The 17961-nt window shown below is 69.5% G+C and carries 18 protein-coding genes; 13 read left to right on the forward strand and 5 right to left on the reverse strand.

What is annotated here, in order from left to right:
- Positions 1-45 precede the first annotated feature (45 nt).
- Positions 46-999: a S1/P1 nuclease gene (locus LWW89_RS03275; protein ID WP_293260976.1), complete on the forward strand. Its 954-nt coding sequence runs from the start codon at positions 46-48 to the stop codon at positions 997-999.
- Between the two features lie 103 nt (positions 1000-1102).
- Here LWW89_RS03275 and htpX read toward each other — a convergent pair whose 3' ends face one another.
- The 3 genes from htpX to def all read right to left on the reverse strand — a co-directional run bounded on the left by htpX (position 1103) and on the right by def (position 3621).
- Complete coding sequence (gene htpX, locus LWW89_RS03280; RefSeq protein ID WP_293260979.1) at positions 1103-1951, reverse strand: zinc metalloprotease HtpX; 849 nt, start codon at positions 1949-1951, stop codon at positions 1103-1105.
- Between the two features lie 83 nt (positions 1952-2034).
- Positions 2035-2976 (reverse strand): methionyl-tRNA formyltransferase, encoded by a 942-nt coding sequence (fmt, locus tag LWW89_RS03285; protein ID WP_293260982.1) that lies wholly within the window; start codon positions 2974-2976, stop codon positions 2035-2037.
- 141 nt (positions 2977-3117) lie between these two features.
- Positions 3118-3621 carry a peptide deformylase gene (gene def, locus LWW89_RS03290; protein WP_293260985.1) on the reverse strand — a complete coding sequence of 168 codons (504 nt, stop codon included), beginning with the start codon at positions 3619-3621 and terminating at the stop codon, positions 3118-3120.
- Between the two features lie 239 nt (positions 3622-3860).
- Between def and LWW89_RS03295 the strand changes: the two genes are divergently transcribed.
- The 4 genes from LWW89_RS03295 to LWW89_RS03310 all read left to right on the forward strand — a co-directional run bounded on the left by LWW89_RS03295 (position 3861) and on the right by LWW89_RS03310 (position 9408).
- On the forward strand, positions 3861-4913 hold the full coding sequence (locus LWW89_RS03295; RefSeq protein WP_293260988.1) for a LysM domain-containing protein: 1053 nt from the start codon (positions 3861-3863) through the stop codon (positions 4911-4913).
- Positions 4914-4926: 13 nt separating this feature from the next.
- On the forward strand, positions 4927-6042 hold the full coding sequence (gene dprA / locus LWW89_RS03300; protein ID WP_293260991.1) for a DNA-processing protein DprA: 1116 nt from the start codon (positions 4927-4929) through the stop codon (positions 6040-6042).
- 88 nt (positions 6043-6130) lie between these two features.
- A complete protein-coding gene (locus LWW89_RS03305; protein WP_293260994.1) occupies positions 6131-6592 on the forward strand; it encodes a DUF494 domain-containing protein in 462 nt (153 codons plus the stop codon).
- Between the two features lie 251 nt (positions 6593-6843).
- Entirely contained in the window at positions 6844-9408 is a 2565-nt protein-coding gene (locus LWW89_RS03310; protein WP_293260997.1) for a DNA topoisomerase III, read from the forward strand.
- Between the two features lie 149 nt (positions 9409-9557).
- Here LWW89_RS03310 and LWW89_RS03315 read toward each other — a convergent pair whose 3' ends face one another.
- Positions 9558-10517: a LysR substrate-binding domain-containing protein gene (locus tag LWW89_RS03315; RefSeq protein ID WP_293260999.1), complete on the reverse strand. Its 960-nt coding sequence runs from the start codon at positions 10515-10517 to the stop codon at positions 9558-9560.
- Between the two features lie 118 nt (positions 10518-10635).
- Between LWW89_RS03315 and LWW89_RS03320 the strand changes: the two genes are divergently transcribed.
- Both LWW89_RS03320 and LWW89_RS03325 read left to right on the forward strand, forming a co-directional pair.
- Positions 10636-10767 (forward strand): hypothetical protein, encoded by a 132-nt coding sequence (locus tag LWW89_RS03320; RefSeq protein WP_293261002.1) that lies wholly within the window; start codon positions 10636-10638, stop codon positions 10765-10767.
- Positions 10768-10775: 8 nt separating this feature from the next.
- Positions 10776-11747, forward strand: a complete 972-nt coding sequence (locus LWW89_RS03325; protein ID WP_293261005.1) for a ZIP family metal transporter — start codon at positions 10776-10778, stop codon at positions 11745-11747.
- 209 nt (positions 11748-11956) lie between these two features.
- Here LWW89_RS03325 and LWW89_RS03330 read toward each other — a convergent pair whose 3' ends face one another.
- A complete protein-coding gene (locus LWW89_RS03330; RefSeq protein WP_293261008.1) occupies positions 11957-12658 on the reverse strand; it encodes a 16S rRNA pseudouridine(516) synthase in 702 nt (233 codons plus the stop codon).
- Positions 12659-12795: 137 nt separating this feature from the next.
- On the opposite strand from LWW89_RS03330, the gene flgB reads away from it, so the two are divergent.
- The 6 genes from flgB to LWW89_RS03360 all read left to right on the forward strand — a co-directional run bounded on the left by flgB (position 12796) and on the right by LWW89_RS03360 (position 17857).
- The gene (gene flgB, locus LWW89_RS03335; RefSeq protein ID WP_293261011.1) at positions 12796-13242 is read left to right on the forward strand and encodes a flagellar basal body rod protein FlgB; all 447 of its coding nucleotides are present in this window, start codon (positions 12796-12798) and stop codon (positions 13240-13242) included.
- A gap of 171 nt (positions 13243-13413) precedes the next feature.
- Complete coding sequence (locus LWW89_RS03340; protein ID WP_293261014.1) at positions 13414-13863, forward strand: OsmC family protein; 450 nt, start codon at positions 13414-13416, stop codon at positions 13861-13863.
- A 64-nt stretch (positions 13864-13927) separates the two neighbouring features.
- Complete coding sequence (locus tag LWW89_RS03345; RefSeq protein WP_293261017.1) at positions 13928-14734, forward strand: enoyl-CoA hydratase; 807 nt, start codon at positions 13928-13930, stop codon at positions 14732-14734.
- A gap of 78 nt (positions 14735-14812) precedes the next feature.
- Entirely contained in the window at positions 14813-15913 is a 1101-nt protein-coding gene (locus tag LWW89_RS03350; protein WP_293261020.1) for a LysR substrate-binding domain-containing protein, read from the forward strand.
- Between the two features lie 34 nt (positions 15914-15947).
- Entirely contained in the window at positions 15948-16799 is an 852-nt protein-coding gene (locus LWW89_RS03355; RefSeq protein WP_293261023.1) for a DMT family transporter, read from the forward strand.
- An 86-nt stretch (positions 16800-16885) separates the two neighbouring features.
- Positions 16886-17857 (forward strand): GyrI-like domain-containing protein, encoded by a 972-nt coding sequence (locus LWW89_RS03360; RefSeq protein ID WP_293261026.1) that lies wholly within the window; start codon positions 16886-16888, stop codon positions 17855-17857.
- Positions 17858-17961: the final 104 nt, after the last annotated feature.

Below are 17961 nucleotides of genomic sequence, written 5' to 3' on the forward strand. Positions count from 1 at the left end.
AGGCCGGCGGCCTGATTGGGCGGGTTTGCGGGGATAATCCGGGCCATGCCGCGCTCCTTTCCCCGCCCTCGAATCCGCCCCTCCCTCCGGGCGCTGACCTGTGCCGTTCTCTTTCTGCCGTCGCCTCCGGCGGCCCTGGCCTGGAACGGCGCCGGGCACCGTCTGGTGGCCGCCATCGCCTGGCAGCACCTGGACCCCGCCGCCCGCGGCGAAGCGGTCCGCCTGCTGCGCCATCATCCGGACTGGCTGCGCTGGAGTGCTGGCAACGCCGGCCTGGACGATTCCGGGCGCAGCGCCTTCATCGCCGCCTCCACCTGGGCCGACGAGTTGCGCCGCACGGCACCGCGCCACGAGCATTCGCCCGCCAAGGCCGATGGCAGCGCCGTTCTCGATCCGGCGGATGGCAGCGCCCATGGCGACTGGCACTATCTGAACCGCCCCCTCGACGCCCGCGGCCGGCTGCATTCCGGCACCCTGGGTGGCAACCTCGACCAGGCTCTGGAACAGCTGCCACGCGTTCTCGCCGATCCGACGCAATCCGACCTTCGCCGCGCCCATGCCCTGGCCTGGCTGATCCATCTGGTGGGCGACGCCCACCAGCCCCTGCACACCGTCACCCGGCTCAACCCCGATGGCGACGATGCCGGGGGCAACGGCCTGACCATCCACGACCCGAGCCATCCCCGCCTGACCCAGCAATCCCTGCACGCCTGGTGGGACGACCGCCCCGGTCCACCCTGGCTGCGCGGCGACAAACTGCTCTCCCGGGCAGCTCGGTTGGACGAGGCCACCCCGGCCACCCCTCAGCGCACGCCCATCGAGTGGCTACGCGAAGCCCAGCAACTTGCCCGCACCGTCGCTTACCGGGACCTGGGTTCCGAGCCCATCACCTTGGACGACGCCTATCGCAGCGCAGCCCAACGCACCGCCGACCGCCAGATCGTGGCCGCCGGACGTCGCCTGGCCACCTGGCTCGATGCCTTGCTCCTGATCCGCTGACAATGTTTCACGTGGAACATTGAGGCAGGGTTTTGCCCCGATGTTTCACGTGAAACAAAAACCCCGGCACAAGGCCGGGGCGAATAGGGAAGAAGAGGAGACTTCACCGCCCCGCCAACTGCCGCAACCGTGCAATGCGTTCCTCGGTAGCCGGGTGGGTGCGGAACAGACCGGCCAGCCCTTCACCGGAAAGGGGATTCATGATCATCATCTGGGCGGTTTCCGGATGGGCCTCAGCGGTCGCCATGGGAATACCTCGGGCGTAGGCGTCGATCTTGGCCAGGGCATCGGCCAGGGCCAGGGGGTCGCCGCTGATCTCGGCGCCGCCGCGGTCGGCTTCGAATTCCCGGGCGCGGGAAATCGCCATCTGGATCAGGGACGCCGCCAAGGGCGCCAGCAGGGCCACCGCGATGCCGGCGATAGGATTGGCCGGACGGCCTTCACTGTCGCGCCCGCCGAAGAACACGGCGAAGTTGGCCAGGGCGGAGATGGCGCCAGCCATGGTGGCGGAGATGGTCGAGATGAGGATGTCCCGATGGCGCACGTGGGCCAGCTCGTGAGCCATCACGCCGCGCAGCTCACGGGCCGAGAGCATTTGCAAGATGCCGGTGGTGGCGGCTACGGCGGCATTCTCAGGGTTGCGTCCGGTGGCGAAGGCGTTGGGCTGGGCCTCGTTGATGATGTACACCCGGGGCATGGGCAGGCCGGCACGGCCCGCCAGTTCCTTGACCATGTTGTAGAGGTAGGGGCTGGTGGTCTCGTCCACCTCCTGGGCGTCGTACATCTTCAGGACCATCTTGTCCGAGAACCAGTACGAAAACAGGTTCATGGCGCCGCCGAAGAGCAGCGCCAGAACCATCCCCTGCTTGCCGCCGATGAGACCGCCGATCACCCCGAACAGGGCGATGATGGCCGCCATCAGGACGGACGTTTTCAACCAGTTTCCAAACATGTGCAATCTCCTTGATTTGGGCGACCGTAGGGTCGGCGGATCATCCGGGGATCATTCAATAAATGGGGCCTTCGCCCGGGCTTTCAAGCCTGGGGCAGGGCGAAGCGGTCGCCGGCGGCAATACGGAAGCCGGCCAGGAACTGTTCCGCCGGCAGGCGCTTGCCACCGGGTTTTTGCAGTTCGGTGAGCAGCAGCCCGCCCTCGCCGCAGGCCACCAGAATGCCGTCCTTGCCGGCGGACAGGACCGTGCCCGGTATTGCAGCCTCGGCCATCTCCACATCCCGGGCGCCCCAGACCTTGAGGGGGGCGCCGGCCAGTTCGGCGGTGGACCCGGGGAAAGGATCGAAGGCGCGCACCTGGCGCTGCAAGTCAGCCGCCGGCCGGGCGAAGTCCAGGGGCGCTTCGCTCTTGGCCAACTTGGCGGCGTACGTCACCCCGGCCTCGGGCTGGGGCTCGGCGGGCAGGGGTCCGGCCGTCAGGCGGCCCAGAGTTTCCACCGCCAGCCGGGCGCCCAGGGCAGCCAGCTTGTCGTGCAGGCGACTGGCGTTGTCGTCGCCGGCAATCGGCAGGGCCGCCCGGGCCAGCACCGGGCCGGTGTCCAGTCCGGCCTCCATCTGCATGATGCACACCCCGGTCTCGTCGTCGCCGGCCAGGATCGCCCGATGGATCGGAGCCGCGCCGCGCCAGCGGGGCAGCAGCGAGGCATGGATGTTGATGCAGCCCAGCCGGGGCAGGTCGAGGACCGCCTGGGGCAGGATCAGGCCGTAGGCCGCCACCACCATCACGTCGGCACCGGCCGCGGCGACCCGCGCCTGGGCATCGGCGTCCTTGAGGGTGAGGGGCTGGAACACCGGCAGGCCGTGAGCCTCGGCCAGCTTCTTGACCGGCGAGGGCTGCAGGGCCAGGCCCCGGCCGGCGGGGCGATCGGGCTGGGTCAGCACCAGGGGGACGTCGAACCCGGCGGCAAGGATCGCCTCCAGGGCTACGGCGGCGAATTCCGGCGTACCGGCAAAGGCAACACGCATGGTTTCTCCTGCGGAGGTGACGGCCTCCACCTGTGGATAGTTTTGTGAATAAGGCGGGGAAAAGCTGTGACAAAAAGTATCCGCCCGCCTTGCACGGGCGGTCTGCGGCGCCCCGCTAGCGCGGGGCGCCCGGCCTTTGCGTCAGGCGGTGATGCGGGCCTGCTTGGCCAGCTTGGAGCGGATGCGCTCCTGCTTGAGGCGGGAGAGATGGTCCACGAAGACCTTGCCGTTGAGATGGTCGATCTCGTGCTGCACGCACACTGCCAGCAGGCCGTCGGTATCGAGGCTGCATTCCTGGCCGTCCAGATCCAGGTAGCGCACGGTCACGGTGGCGGCACGCTCAACCTTGTCATAGATGCCGGGCACCGACAGGCAGCCTTCCTCGTAGACCTGGTGGCCGTCGGCGACGACGATCGTCGGATTGATCAAGGTAAGCAATTCATCCCGGGTTTCGGAGATATCGATGACGATGAGCCGTTTATGCACATTCACCTGGGTCGCCGCCAGGCCGATGCCCGGGGCCTCGTACATGGTTTCGGCCATGTCAGCAGCCAGCCGGCGAATGTCGTCGTCAATATTCTCGACGGGAGCGGCGATTTTCGTCAGTCGGGGATCGGGGTAGCGCAAAATGGGTAGAAGGGCCATGGCAAGCTTGCTCCGGGCAGGGAATGGGGGCAGAATCGGCACAGACTCGGCGCCCGGCACCAGGGGGAAAAATAACGGTTGCGGCTGGGAACGGGGCGGTTTGCGCGGTCGTCCGCGCGGTTGATCCGGTTTGCACCATGATCGGCCGAAAACCGCCGCCTCCGGTTCGGGACGTCCGCCCCGCGTTTGCAGGGCCCCACGCCTTTCGGCCAAATCCGCCGTTCTCAAGGAACCGCTCGATGAAACGAATTATAGCCGCCCTGACGCTGGGGATGATCGCGGCCACCGCTTCGGCCCAGGCCACCGCTCCCCTGACCCTGGCCGACGGCGCCCCCGACCGGCATGTGGTGGTCAAGGGCGACACCCTGTGGGGCATCTCCGGCAAGTTCCTGCAGCAGCCCTGGCGCTGGCCGGAAATCTGGCGGCTCAACAAGGATGAGGTGAAGAACCCGCACCGCATCTACCCGGGGGACATCATCGTGCTGGGCAAGGGCGCCGACGGCCGGCCCCAGCTGATCCTGGCCCGGCGCATCGGCGAGGGCGGCAGCACGGCGCCCAAGACCCTCAAGCCCACTACCTACATCACCAACACCAAGGACGCCATCCCGAGCATTCCGCCCCGGGAGATCGAGCCCTTCCTATCCAAGCCGATGGTGGTGACTGCCGACAGCCTGACCGAGGCGCCGCGCATCATCGCCCCCCAGGAAGGGCGGGTCATGCTCGGCGGAGGCGACAGCGCCATCGTCAGCGGCATCCCCGAAGGCAAGCACCAGTGGCTGATCTACCGCCCTGGCAAGAAGCTGATCGATCCGGACACCAAGGAGCTGCTCGGCTACGAAGCCATCTACCTGGGCACCGCCCGGGTGCGCAAGGAAGGCGAGCCGGCAGTGGTCGACATCGTCACCGCCAACCAGGAAGTGGGCCGCGGCGACCGGCTGACCCCCTACGTCGAGCCGGACATCATCACCTACGCCCCTCGGGGCCCCGAGGCCAACGTCTCGGCCAAGGTCGTGGCGATCTATGGGGGCCTGGCCCAGGCCGGGCGCTACTCCATGATCGTGCTCAACAAGGGCAGCCAGGACGGCCTCGCAGTGGGCCACGTGCTCGCCCTCTACCGCAGCACCCAACTGGTCCAGCAACGCAACGAGGCCGGACGCAAGGAGACGGTGGAAATCCCCGAGAACCGCAACGGGCTGGCCTTCGTCTTCCGCGTCATGGACCGGGTGGCCTACGCCCTGGTGCTCGACGCCACCCTGCCCGTCGAGGCCAACGACACCCTGCGCAACCCCTGACCCGGAGCGTGCCATGGCCGACGCCACCCTGGCGGCATGGCTGCGGCTGACCCTGGCCCCCGGGGTCGGTCCCAAGACCCAGCGTGACCTGCTGGGGGCCTTCGGCGGGCCGGAGGCGGTCTTCGCCGCCGGATTCGCCGTGGTGGCCCGGGTGGCCGGCGACCCGGTGGCGCGGCAGCTGTTCGACAGCGACAACGCCGCCGCCGTGGACGCCGCCTTGGCCTGGAACGAGCAGCCGGGCAACGCCCTGGTCACCCTGGCCGACCCGGACTACCCCCGGGCCCTGCTCGACACCCCCGATCCACCGAGCCTGCTCTATGTAAAAGGCGACGCCGGCCTGCTCAACACCCCGTCCCTGGCCATCGTCGGCGGACGCAATGCCACGCCCCAGGGGCTGCGCGACGCCGAAGCCTTCGCCGCCCACCTGGCGGGGCAGGGCATCACCGTTGTCAGCGGGCTGGCCCTGGGCATCGACGGCGCCGCCCATCGGGGCGCCCTGGCGGCGGAAGGCCCCACCGTGGCGGTGGTCGGCACCGGCGCCGACCGCATCTACCCGGCCCAGCACCGGGAACTGGCCCGGCTGGTGGCCGCCCGGGGCGCGGTGATCAGCGAATTCCCCCTGGGCATGCCGCCCCTGGCCCACAACTTCCCGCGCCGCAACCGCCTCATCGCCGGGCTGTCGGCCGGCTGCCTGGTGGTCGAGGCGGCCCTGGAAAGCGGCTCCCTGATCACCGCCCGGCTGGCCGGAGAACTGGGCCGGGAAGTGTTCGCCGTGCCCGGCTCGATCCACTCGCCCCTGGCCAAGGGCTGCCACCGCCTGATCAAGGACGGGGCCAAGCTGGTGGACGACGCCGCCGACATCCTGGAAGAACTGCGCTGGCCGGCCCACGCTGCCGCAACGCCCAGCGCCACAGCCCTCCAGGCTTCCCCTTCCGCCCCGCCGGCAGACGACAACCCACTCCTGGCCGTTCTGGGCCACGGCCCCGCCACCCTGGACGAGCTCGTGGAACGGCTGGCCGGCGGGGGCGCAAACTTGACGGGCGAGGGGGTTCTTGCGATGCTGGGGACGCTGGAACTGGACGGACGCATCGCGCGCCTGCCCGGCGGGCGCTACCAGCGCCTGGCCTGACCCCACCCGGGGCCAGCACCACCAGCGCGCAATCCCCCCGCAGCTTCCAGCAGCGCCCCGTATCACCGCACCACGTCACGACCCAGCCATGTTCGATATCCTCGTCTATCTCTTCCAGCACTACATGGAGTTCAGCGCCCGCCCGGAACCCGGGACCCTGGCCAAGAAGCTCTCGGCGGTGGGGTTCGAACAGGGCGAAATCGATGAAGCCCTGGCTTGGCTGAACGGGCTCAACGAGCAGGACGACCACGCCGCCGCCGATCCGGCCGGCACCACCCCGCACCGAGTGTTCACCACCGAGGAGCAGCAACGCCTGGGCACCGAATGCCTGGGCTTCCTGCTGTTCCTGGAAAACTCCCGCATCGTCTCCCCGTTCCAGCGCGAGATCATCCTGGAGCGCGCCATCGCCTTGGCTGGCGGTGAGGAGGGCATGTCCCTGCCCGAGTTCAAGGTGATCGTGCTGATGGTGCTGTGGAGCCAGTCCGTGGAGCTCGACACCCTGCTGATCGAGGCCCTGCTGACCGACCCCGAGGACGAGGTCCTGCACTGACCTGACCGTGCCGGGCGGGCTCGCCACCCCCCGCGCGCGCCGCATCCCTCGCGGTTCCCGCGCCCCCGCAGCGGGTCCGGGATTCCCTCCGCCATCCCCTGCCGTTGCCCCCGCCTGAGGCCCCTTGCCGCCGGTTCCGGTTGCCAGCCCCCAGGCGGCCGCATATCATCGGCCGCAATTTCGCCGTTTACGGCTCACCGAACCCCCGTGGCCCGGCCATCGCCGCCGGGCCCGCACCCGAAGGTCCCCCCATGGGCAAAAAGCTGATCATTGCCGAGAAACCCTCCGTCGCCAACGACATTGCCCGGGCACTGGGCGGGTTCACCAAGCACGACGACTACTTCGAATCCGAGGACGCCGTCATCTCGTCGGCCATCGGCCACCTGCTCGAACTGACCCTGCCCGAAGGCGTCGAGGTCAAGCGCGGCAAATGGTCCTTCGCCCACCTGCCGGTGATCCCGCCCCACTTCGAGCTGAAGCCGATCGAAAAGACCGAATCGCGCCTCAAGCTGCTGACCAAGCTGATCAAGCGCAAGGACGTGGACAGCCTGGTGAACGCCTGCGACGCGGGGCGCGAAGGGGAGCTGATCTTCAACTACATCGCCCGCCACGCCAAGACCGACAAGCCGGTGCAGCGGCTGTGGCTGCAATCCATGACGCCCCAGGCGATCCGCGACGGCTTCGCCAAGCTGCGCAGCGGCGAGGAGATGAACGGCCTGCGCGACGCCGCCGTGTGCCGCTCCGAATCCGACTGGCTGGTGGGCATCAACGGCACCCGGGCGATGACCGCCTTCAACTCCAAGACCGGCGGCTTCCACCTCACCACCGTCGGCCGGGTGCAGACCCCGACCCTGGCCATCGTGGTCGAGCGTGAAAAGGCCATCCGCGCTTTCAAGCCTCGGGACTACTGGGAAGTGGACGCCGACTTCGCCGCCCAGGCCGGCAGCTACGCCGGCAAGTGGTTCGACGAGACCTTCAAGAGCAAGGACCAGGACGACGAGCACGCCCGGGCCGACCGCATCTGGAACGCCGCCCAGGCCGAGGCCATCCGCGCCGCCTGCCAGGGCCAGAACGGCCAGGTGAGCGAGGAGTCCAAGCCCGAGACCCGCCTCTCGCCGCTGCTCTTCGACCTGACCAGCCTGCAACGCGAGGCCAACAGCCGCTTCGGCTTCTCGGCCAAGGCCACCCTGGGCCTGGCCCAGGCCCTCTACGAAAAGCACAAGGTCCTGACCTACCCCCGGACCGACTCCCGCTACCTGCCGGAGGACTACCTGGCCACGGTCAAGGCCACCCTGGCCATGCTCACCGGCGACGACCTGGGCAAGGGCCACGACGAAGCCCTGATCCACCGCTTCAGCCCCCACGCGCGCAAGATCCTGCACGCCGACTGGGTCAAGCCGAACAAGCGCATCTTCAACAACGCCAAAGTCTCCGACCACTTCGCCATCATCCCCACCCAGGCCGCGCCCAAGCACCTCTCCGAGCCGGAGCAGAAGCTTTACGACCTGGTGGTGAAGCGCTTCCTGGCGGTGTTCTTCCCCGCCGCCGAATACCTGGTCACCACCCGCATCACCCGGATCAATGGCGGTGGCGCCACCCACGCCTTCAAGACCGAGGGCAAGATTCTCACCCAGCCGGGCTGGCTGGCCATCTACGGCAAGGAAGCCGCCGGCGAGGACGACGCCACCCTGGTGCCGGTGACTGCCGGCGAGACCGTGGCCACCGAGGAGGTGCGCATCAAGGCCACCCAGACCCGCCCGCCGGCGCGCTATTCCGAAGCCACCCTGCTGTCGGCCATGGAAGGCGCCGGCAAGATGGTGGACGACGAGGAACTGCGCGCCGCCATGGCCGGCCGCGGCCTGGGCACCCCGGCCACCCGCGCCCAGATCATCGAGAACCTGATCGCCGAAAACTACCTGCTGCGCGAAGACCGGGTGCTGCTGCCCACCGCCAAGGCATTCTCCCTGTTCACCCTGCTCAACGGCCTGGGCGTAGCCGAACTGACCGCGCCGGAACTGACCGGCGAGTGGGAATGGAAGCTGGCGCGCATGGAGCGGGGCGACCTCTCCCGGGCCGCGTTCATGGACGAAATCACCGAGATGACCCGGCGCATCGTCGAACGGGCCAAGTCCTACGAGGCGGACACCATCCCCGGCGATTTCGGCGAGCTGGCCACCCCCTGCCCGCGCTGCGGCGGCAAGGTGAAGGAGACCTACAAGAAGTTCCAGTGCACCGCCTGCGACTTCGCCCTGTGGAAGATCGTCGCCGGCCGCCAGTTCGAACCGGCCGAGATCGAGACCCTGCTGGAAAAGCGCGAGGTCGGCCCCCTGATCGGCTTCCGCAACAAGATGGGCCGGCCCTTCGCCGCCGCCGTCAAGCTCAACGACAAGCTGGAGCCGGAGTTCGACTTCGGCAACGGCCCGGCGGGAGAAGAGGGTGGCGACGCCCCGGTGGACTTCTCCGGCCAGGAACCCCTGGGCACCTGCCCCAAGTGCAAGAGCCGGGTGTTCGAGCACGGCAACGCCTACGTCTGCGAAAAGAGCGTCGGGCCGGAACGCACCTGCGACTTCCGCTCCGGCAAGATCATCCTGCAACAGCCGGTGGACCGGGAGCAGATGAACAAGCTGCTGGCCACGGGCAAGACCGACCTGCTCAAGGACTTCGTCTCGGCCCGCACCCGGCGCAAGTTCTCGGCCTTCCTCAAGGTCGGCACCGACGGCAAGGTGGGCTTCGAGTTCGAGGCCAAGGCGCCCAAGGCCCCGAAAGCCGCCGCCAAGGCCCCGGCGAAGAAGGCACCCGCCAAGGCCGAAGGCTGACGCGGCTCTCCAGTCACCCCCGCTGAAACCCCGCGCCAGTCGCGGAGTTTCAGCCACGCGCCCCGCTCAGTGAAGCGGGGCGCGGCGTTTCAAGGGGTCGGTTTCAGGAGGGCCATCCGCCAGACGGGCAGGGGAGGGCCGGCCAGCGCCTAGGAGCGCACCGGCGCGGCGCCGGGCAGGCCCTGGCTGACGCAGGCCAGCACGGCGGCCTTGACCGCGTCCAGGGCCGGCGGGCGGGGGAAGGTGACGCGCCACACCAGACCGACGCGGCGGAAGGCCTCGGCGCCCGCGCCGGCCACGTCCTCGGCGAAGGGCAGCACCTTCACCAGGGGCTCCTTGTCGCGCAGCGGGTCGGCGGCGGTGGAAGGCATCACCGCCACCCCGGCGCCGGAAGCGACCATGTGGCGGATGGTTTCCAGGGAACTGCCCTCCAGGGTGCCGCCTTCGCCACCCTCGCCGGTACCGTGGGGGCAGGCTTCCAACACCTGGTCGCGGAAGCAGTTGCCCTGGCCGAGCAGCAGCAGGTGCTCGCCACTCAACTCGCCGCGCCCCACCGATTCGCGCGTGGCCCAGGGGTGGTCGGCCGGCACCACCACACGGAAGGGCTCGTCATAGACCGGCTGGGCCACCAGGCCCGGCTCGTTGAACGGCGCACCCACCGGCAGGGCGATGACGATCACGTCCAGCTCGCCGCGCTTCAGGGCCGGGATCAGGTGGCCGGTGAAGTCTTCCTTGAGGAACAGGGGCATCTCCGGCGCCCGCTCGTGCAGGGCGGGGATCAGGGGGGGCAGCAGGTAGGGAGCGATGGTGTAGATCACCCCCAGGCGCAACGGGCCCTTGAGCGGGTCCTTGCCCTGGTTGGCCAGTTCTTCGAGCTTGAGGGCCTCGGCCAGCACACGCTCGGCCTGGTCCACCAGCCGCTGGCCCACCTCGGTGATGCGGATTTCCGTGGCATTGCGCTCGAACAACAACACTCCGAGGCGTTCCTCCACCTTCTTGATGGCCACCGACAGGGTCGGCTGGGAGACGCGGCAGGTGGCGGCGGCGCGGCCGAAGTGGCGTTCCCGGGCCAGGGCGACCAGGTAGCGCATGTCGGTGAGAGTGAGCATGGCAGTCCTTTCGGCAGGTGGTCTCATAGGATGATTCTATAGCAATTATCCCGACATTCAATTTGAACAATAAATGACCACTGCCTATCATCGACTCAACGCTCGATGCAGCAACGCTATGAACCAATCCGCCCAACCCAGCGCCAGCCGCCTTCGGCGCCTTCAACAGTTCGCCCAGTGGGCCGGCGCCTGGCTCGATGCTCCGCTGCCCACCGCCGCCCAGGCGTTCATCCCCGTCCCCAGCCGTTGAGGTTCGCCATGCCGCCCACCGCCGTCATTGACTCCATCCCCGCTCCCGTTCCCGCCGCCGTCCTCGCCGTCGCGCCGCGCCGCCTCCTGGGCCTGGCCCTCTGGCTCGTCGGCGCTGGCCTGTTGGCGGTCCAGGGCGGCGATTGGCTGCTGGCATGGCTGGCCGAGCGGCCCATGGTCGGCGCCGCCCTGCGCGACGGCACCCTGGCGGCCCTGGCCACCGCCGCCGGCACCTTGCCGGTGCTGTTCGCCCGGCGCCTGCCGGAAGCGGCCCACGACGGCCTGCTCGGCTTCGGCGCCGGGGTGATGCTCGGCGCCACCGCCTTCTCCCTGGTGCTGCCCGGCCTGGAATCGGCCAAAGCCCTGGGCCACGGCCCCTGGGGCGCCGGCACCCTGGTGGCCTTCGGCCTGGTCGGCGGCGCCCTGCTGCTGCTCGCCCTGGAGCGGATCATCCCCCATGTGCATTTCGACCAGGCCGAGGACGACATAGCCAAAATCAGCGCCAACGCTGCCGGCGCCGCCCGGCCGGCCAATCCCCAAGTGCAGCGGGTGATGCTGTTCGTTCTGGCGGTGACCCTGCACAACCTGCCCGAAGGCCTGGCCATCGGCGTCGGCCACGGCGGCAGCGAGGCCGGCGCCACCGCCCTGGCCATGGGCATCGCCCTCCAGGATATTCCGGAAGGCTTCGTGGTGGCCATGGCCCTGGCCAGCGTCGGGGTGGGGCGGGGCTGGGCAGCGGTGGCCGGCATCGCCAGCGGCCTGGTGGAACCGGTGATGGCGGCGGTGGGCGCCGCCGTGGTGGGCAGCGCCGCCATGGCCCTGCCTTGGGGGCTGGCCCTGGCCGGTGGCGCCATGCTGTTCGTGATCAGCCACGAAATCATCCCCGAATCCCACCGCCGCGGCCGGGAAACTCTGGCCACCCTGGGCCTGGTGGGCGGCTTCGCGGTGATGATGCTGCTCGACACCGCTCTGGGCGCCTGACCCAGCGAGGGCAGGGTAGGAGAGGCAAAAGGGCCGGACTTGCTCCGGCCCCTCAGTGAAACGCCGCGTCAGGACTCGATCCTGGCGCGGCGTCGTTGCAGACCCGCATGGATGCTCGCTCTCCAGGGCCGATGCCCGGAAAGCAAGGCGGGGCGCGGGGTTTGGTTTTGGCGAAAAGAGCAGGGCAGGGGAAGGGCGCCCCTCCCGGATCAGCCCTGGACCGCCGCCAGTTCCGCCTCGCCCAGCCAGCGCCACTCGCCCTCGGGCAGATCGTCGGGCAGGGCGAGGCCGCCCACCGCCACCCGGCACAGGGCCTCGACCCGGTTGCCGGCGGCGGCCACCATGCGCTTCACCTGGTGGTACTTGCCCTCGGTGATGGTCAGCAGCAGCACCGTGGGCTCCACCAGCTCGGCGCCGGCGGCCTGGGTGGCCTCGGTCTCGTCGTTGAGCCACACCCCGTCGAGCAATTTCTGGGTAAAGGCCGCGTCGGCGGCGTGCTTCAGGCCGACCCGGTAGGTCTTGGGTACCTTGCGCTTGGGCGAGGTCAGGGCGTGGATGAACTGGCCGTCGTCGGACATCAGCAGCAGCCCGGTGGTGTCGCTGTCGAGCCGTCCCACAGGCTGCACGCCCCGCTCCACCAGGGGCTCGGGCAGCAGGGCGAACACACCCTTGTTGAACATCGGGTCCCGGGAGCATTCATAGCCCTCGGGCTTGTTGACCATCAGGTAGGCCTTTTCCCGGTACTCCCAGGGCTCGTCGTCCACCTCGAAGCGCAGCCCGACCGGCTCCACCTCCAGGAAGGGGTCTTCGATCCGCTCGCCGTTAATCGTCAGCCAGCCGTTGCGCACCAGCTGGCGGCATTCCTTGCGGCTGCCGAAGCCCTGGCTCTGCAAGAGACGGTCGAGTTGCATGGGCCCACCTTGTCAAAACAAATTCGGGCCGCAAGCTTACCAACAAGCGCGGCTGACAGGGAGATGACAGGCAGGGCCACTAGACTCGGCCGACCGTCATTGCCACCCATAGTCACCGTTACTCCGGCCGCACCGCCATGTCCGATCCGATCACGGGCCCCGCCTTCATCCCGCTCGCCACCAGCGGTTCCGACAACCGCTTCCAGGAAGCGGCGCTGAATGTCCTGGCCAAGCGCCAGTCCATGATCGCCTCCAACATCGCCAATGCCGACACGCCCCAGTACAAGGCGGTGGACATCGACTTCGCCGAGGCCCTGCACACCGCGCTGAACAACGTGCAGCGCAAGCCGGTGGAGCTCAACCTCACTGCCACCAGCCACATCCCGGCCCACGGCAGCCCGGCCCCCATCGGCCAGACCCTGCTCTACCACCAGCCCTACCAGGCGGCGGTGGACGGCAACACCGTCGAAATGGACGTGGAACGGGCCAAGTTCTCCGAGAACTCGATCCGCTACGAATTCGCCGTGCAGCAGGTGGGCAGCGACTTCAAGGAAATGATGCAGATGCTCACGTCCCTGACGTAAGCCGCATCGCCATGACGCCGCTGCCGGTAGCAGCGCATGAGGCTCAATCAAACTAAGCCTCACCCCCGAAAAAGATCGTTTTACGCTCCGGCGCCGTGCCCCTAGCATGAACGGATCAGCGCAGGACGGGCCCACCACCCCGGTGGCCCCCGGCCCTGCAAGGAACCCGCCATGTCCCAGCACCACACCGCCATCGCCTGGCAGCGCGCGCCCCACGCCGCCGAGCCCGGCACCTACTCGCGCAACCACCTGGCCAGCCTCGCCGGCGGCCAGACCGTGGCCGTCTCGGCCTCCCCCGAATACAAGGGCGACCCGGCCTGCGCCGACCCGGAACAGCTGCTCCTCACCGCCCTGGCCAGCTGCCACATGCTCACCTTCCTGGCTATCGCCGACGTCCAGGGCTACCGGGTCGAGTCCTACCGGGACGAACCGGTGGCCCACCTGGAAAAGAACGAGGCCGGCCGCCTGGCGGTGACGCGCATCGAGCTCAACCCCCAGGTTGCCTTCTCCGGCGACAAGCGGCCCGACGCCATGGCCCTGGCCCGTCTGCATGACGGTGCCCACCGCCACTGTTTCATCGCCCATTCGATCACCGCCCAGGTCACGGTCAACGCGGCGTGACGCCAGCGCCACGCATGCCCATTACAACCGACCGGACCACGCCCCCACCCCAACGGAGCCCGCGATGACCGCCCAACTTGCTACCCCACCCCTGCTGCACCGCGACGACCGGGACGGGGTGGTCACCCTCACCCTCGACCGCCCCGGCCAGTTCAACGCCCTGAGCGAGGGCCTGCTGGACGCCCTGCAAACCGAGCTGGATCGCATCGCCAGCGACCCGGCGGTGCGCTGCGTCGTCCTGGCCGGGGCCGGCAAGGCCTTCAGCGCCGGCCACGATCTGCGCGAGATGCGCGCCAGCCCCCGCCTCTCCTACTACCAGGCCCTGTTCAACCGCTGCGGCCGCCTGATGCAGAGCCTGCAAGCCCTGCCGGTGCCGGTGATCGCCCGGGTCCACGGCATCGCCACCGCCGCCGGCTGCCAGCTGGTGGCCAGCTGCGACCTGGCGATCGCCGCCGCAAGCGCCCGCTTCGCCGTCTCCGGCATCAACGTCGGCCTGTTCTGCGCCACCCCGGCGGTGGCCCTGTCGCGCAACGTCTCGGCCAAGCGCGCCTTCGACATGCTGGTCACCGGCCGCTTCATCGACGCCGCCACCGCCGCCGACTGGGGCCTGATCAACGCCGCCGTGCCCGACGACGCCCTGGATGCGGCCGTCGCCGCCAAGGTCGGCGAAATCCTGGCCAAGAGCCCGGCGGCGGTGCGCTACGGCAAGGCCATGTTCTACCGCCAGCGGCAGATGGCCCTGGGCGATGCCTACGCCTTCGCTGCCGACGTGATGGCGCGCAACATGATGGAGCCGGACGCCGCCGAGGGCATCGACGCCTTCCTCGCCAAGCGCGCCCCGCAGTGGCGTTCCCCGGACGCGTCGGCCTGACTGACGGCCATGCCGGCATACGGACCGGCCGGGGCGCCACGCCCGCAGCGCCGGCCCGGCATCGCGTAGGATGCGGCCATGTCCCGAAGCGCACCTTCTTCCCACCTGCCCAAGCCACCGCCGGATACGGCAACCGCAGGCGACTCCGGCAATTTCGCCGATTCTGCCGACTCCACCGGCCCCGCCTGCCGGGCCGATGCGCCCCCGCGTCAGCGGGAAGCGCCGCGCCGCCTGCCGCCGCTGATCGCCCTGTCCTACTTCGAAGCCGCCGCCCGCACCGGCAGCTTCGTCGAGGCCGCCCGGCTGCTGCACGTTTCCCCCGCCGCCATCAGCCACCAGGTGAAGGCCCTGGAGGCCCACCTGGGCATCGCACTGTTCGTCCGCCAGCCGCACCGGGTGGTGCTGACCCGGTCCGCCGAGGCCGCCCTGCCGCGCCTGCAAGAGGGCTTTGCCGCCCTGGCCGAGGCGGTGGAGCAACTGCGCGCCCACGATGAGGATCAGGCCGTAGTCACGGTCTGCGCCGAGCCCCTGTTCGCCACCAAGTGGCTGGTGCCGCGCCTGCACCGCTTCTACGCCCGCTGCCCCGAGGCCGAGGTACGCCTGCAGGCCAGCTTGAGTTCGGTGGACTCCGCCCCCGGCGGCCCGGTCACCGCGGCCAGCTTTCGCCGTGCCGGCATCGACCTGTCGGTACGCCTCGGCTACGGCCAGTACGCCGACCTGGAGGCCGCGCCCCTGCTCGATCTCGACCTGGTGCCCCTGTGCGCCCCGGCCCTGGCGCCGCGCCTGGTGACGCCGGCCGACCTACTCGCCGTACCCCTGCTGTGCGACAGCACCCTGCTGCGCCCGGCGGAACGCTTCGGTTGGGCCGAGTGGCTGCGCGCTGCCGGGGTGGCGGTGCCCGCGCCGCTGCGCGAACAGCGCTTCGGCAACGGCCTGCTGGCCCTGGAGGCCGCCGCCACCGGTCAGGGGGTGCTGCTCGGCAGCGCCGCCCTGACCCAGGCCGAGCAGGCGGCGGACAAGCTGGTGGTGGCCTTCCCCCAGCCGCTCCGCGCCCCTGTCGCCTACCACGTGGTGTGCCCCCCAGGCGCCCTGGAACGGCCCATCGTCGCCGCCTTCCGCGACTGGCTGCGCGAAGAGCTGGCGCGGGATGCGCACGGGCCGGCGGCCGCAGCGCCCTGACGAACGACCATCAACCCCACCCGGGACTTCTCCCATGCCCCCGCTGCGCCTCCTGCTGTTCGTCGCACTGGCCATGGTGGCCTTTGCCGCCAACTCCCTGTTCTGCCGTCTGGCCCTGCGCGAAACCGGCATCGACGCCGCCAGCTTCACCACCCTGCGACTGGTTTCCGGGGCGCTCATGCTGTGGCTGCTGGTGCGTCTGCGCGGCGGGGCCAATGGTGGAAAGCACGGCAGCTGGGCCTCGGCCCTGGCCCTGTTCGCCTACGCCGCCGCCTTTTCCTTCGCCTACCGTACCCTGCCCGCCGGGGCCGGAGCGCTGCTGCTCTTCGGCGCGGTGCAGGCCACCATGATCGGCTACGGCCTGTGGCGCGGCGAACGCCTCGGCGCCCGCCAATCCGCCGGCATGGCATTGGCTGCGGCCGGTCTGGTGGGATTGCTGCTGCCCGGATTGTCCGCCCCACCGTTGCAGGGTGCCGTGCTGATGCTGGCCAGCGGCGTCGCCTGGGGGGTCTATTCGCTGCGCGGCCGCGGCGTCGCCAACCCGGCCGCCAGCACCACCGGCAACTTCCTGCGCGCCGTGCCCTTCGCCCTGGCCCTGAGCCTGGTCCAGCTTTCCAGCGCCAGCGTCGATGCCGCCGGTGCCGCTTACGCCGTGGCTTCCGGCGCCCTGGCCTCGGGCCTGGGCTACGCCCTGTGGTACGGCGCCCTGCCGATGCTGCGCGCCACCACCGCCGCCACGGTGCAGCTGAGCGTGCCGGTGCTCGCCGCCTTGGGCGCGGCGGCCTTCCTCGGCGAGGCCATCACCCTGCGGCTGATGTTGGCGTCGCTCGCCGTGCTGGGCGGCATCGCCCTGGTGATCCGCAGCCCGCGCCGGGGCAGCCGCTAGCCGCCCTTTCCACTCCGATGGAATAAAATCGCCGCCCGGGCCGCCATTGCCATGGCGGTGTTTCCTTTCACGGCCAGGCGACAAGAATGACTTCCCAAAGCAACGGCGCATTCTCCGGCGCCGATTCGCGGCATTCGTGGCGCGAGTACGCCCAGCGCATGAACCGGGTGATCGACCACATCGACCGGCACCTGGCCGGTACGGTGGACCTGGCCAGCATCGCCGATGTGGCCAATTTTTCGCCCTATCACTTTCATCGGCTGTTCCTCGCCTGGATGGGCGAAACCCTGGGGGACTACGTGCGGCGGCGGCGCCTCGAAGCCGGAGCCCTGATGCTGAACCACCAGCGCCACACGCCGGTGCTCAACATCGCCCTGGACGTGGGCTTTGGTTCCAGCGAGGCCTTTTCCCGGGCCTTCAAGCAGCACTTCGGCATGACCCCGAGCGATTGGCGCAAGAGCGCCCCCGCCCGCCGGGAGGCCAGCCTGGCGGCGCAACGCAATCCCGATCAGGCGGAAAGCAAGCGCGATCAGGTGCCGGGGGAGGGGAGCGGCCATGATGGCGAACCCCTTTTCGAGGAGCCCATCATGAACGTCACGATTGCCACCCTGGCCCCGGTACGGGTCGCCTATATGCGCCACATCGGCCCCTACGGCCCGAGCATCAGCCGCTTCTGGCAAGAGCAATTCCTGCCCTGGCGCCACGCCAATGGGCTGGAGCAGGCCTCCTGCTACGGCATCGGCTACGACGACCCCGACGTCACCCCGCCCGGCAAGTGCCGCTACGATGCCTGCGTGGTGGTTCCGGAGGAATTCGTCGCCCATGCCCCCGTCAGCATCGCCACCCTGCCGGGGGGACGTTATGCCGTGGCCGATTTCCGTGGCGACGGCCCGGCCATCGGCGGCGCCTGGACCGAGCTGCTGCGCCGCTGGCTGCCCAGCAGCGGCATGCAGCCTGACAGCCGGCCGTTCTTCGAGTACTACCCGGCCGATGCCTACTACGATGCCGCCAGCGGCATCATGGAATGCCAGCTGTGTGTGCCAGTGCGGCCCCTGTAGCTTTCTGCCGCGACCGTGAAAAGGCAACGGCCACGCCAATGCGGGCCGTTGTTGTTTTGCTCAATCGGGTCAGGTTGCAGGCTGTAGACGGCCCAACGACGCGC

It is taken from the genome of Oryzomicrobium sp. (assembly GCF_021287045.1).
Taxonomy (GTDB): Bacteria; Pseudomonadota; Gammaproteobacteria; order Burkholderiales; family Rhodocyclaceae; genus Oryzomicrobium.

What these genes read in the sequence shown, in the direction of transcription:
- LWW89_RS03310 (WP_293260997.1), top strand. Translation starts at nt 6,844, where the DNA reads ATGGGCAAAAAGCTGATCATTGCCGAGAAACCCTCCGTCGCCAACGAC.
- def (WP_293260985.1), bottom strand. Translation starts at nt 3,621, where the DNA reads ATGGCCCTTCTACCCATTTTGCGCTACCCCGATCCCCGACTGACGAAA.
- LWW89_RS03315 (WP_293260999.1), bottom strand. Translation starts at nt 10,517, where the DNA reads ATGCTCACTCTCACCGACATGCGCTACCTGGTCGCCCTGGCCCGGGAA.
- LWW89_RS03340 (WP_293261014.1), top strand. Translation starts at nt 13,414, where the DNA reads ATGTCCCAGCACCACACCGCCATCGCCTGGCAGCGCGCGCCCCACGCC.
- flgB (WP_293261011.1), top strand. Translation starts at nt 12,796, where the DNA reads ATGTCCGATCCGATCACGGGCCCCGCCTTCATCCCGCTCGCCACCAGC.
- dprA (WP_293260991.1), top strand. Translation starts at nt 4,927, where the DNA reads ATGGCCGACGCCACCCTGGCGGCATGGCTGCGGCTGACCCTGGCCCCC.
- LWW89_RS03345 (WP_293261017.1), top strand. Translation starts at nt 13,928, where the DNA reads ATGACCGCCCAACTTGCTACCCCACCCCTGCTGCACCGCGACGACCGG.
- LWW89_RS03295 (WP_293260988.1), top strand. Translation starts at nt 3,861, where the DNA reads ATGAAACGAATTATAGCCGCCCTGACGCTGGGGATGATCGCGGCCACC.
- LWW89_RS03325 (WP_293261005.1), top strand. Translation starts at nt 10,776, where the DNA reads ATGCCGCCCACCGCCGTCATTGACTCCATCCCCGCTCCCGTTCCCGCC.
- LWW89_RS03305 (WP_293260994.1), top strand. Translation starts at nt 6,131, where the DNA reads ATGTTCGATATCCTCGTCTATCTCTTCCAGCACTACATGGAGTTCAGC.
- htpX (WP_293260979.1), bottom strand. Translation starts at nt 1,951, where the DNA reads ATGTTTGGAAACTGGTTGAAAACGTCCGTCCTGATGGCGGCCATCATC.
- fmt (WP_293260982.1), bottom strand. Translation starts at nt 2,976, where the DNA reads ATGCGTGTTGCCTTTGCCGGTACGCCGGAATTCGCCGCCGTAGCCCTG.
- LWW89_RS03275 (WP_293260976.1), top strand. Translation starts at nt 46, where the DNA reads ATGCCGCGCTCCTTTCCCCGCCCTCGAATCCGCCCCTCCCTCCGGGCG.
- LWW89_RS03355 (WP_293261023.1), top strand. Translation starts at nt 15,948, where the DNA reads ATGCCCCCGCTGCGCCTCCTGCTGTTCGTCGCACTGGCCATGGTGGCC.
- LWW89_RS03350 (WP_293261020.1), top strand. Translation starts at nt 14,813, where the DNA reads ATGTCCCGAAGCGCACCTTCTTCCCACCTGCCCAAGCCACCGCCGGAT.
- LWW89_RS03320 (WP_293261002.1), top strand. Translation starts at nt 10,636, where the DNA reads ATGAACCAATCCGCCCAACCCAGCGCCAGCCGCCTTCGGCGCCTTCAA.
- LWW89_RS03330 (WP_293261008.1), bottom strand. Translation starts at nt 12,658, where the DNA reads ATGCAACTCGACCGTCTCTTGCAGAGCCAGGGCTTCGGCAGCCGCAAG.
- LWW89_RS03360 (WP_293261026.1), top strand. Translation starts at nt 16,886, where the DNA reads ATGACTTCCCAAAGCAACGGCGCATTCTCCGGCGCCGATTCGCGGCAT.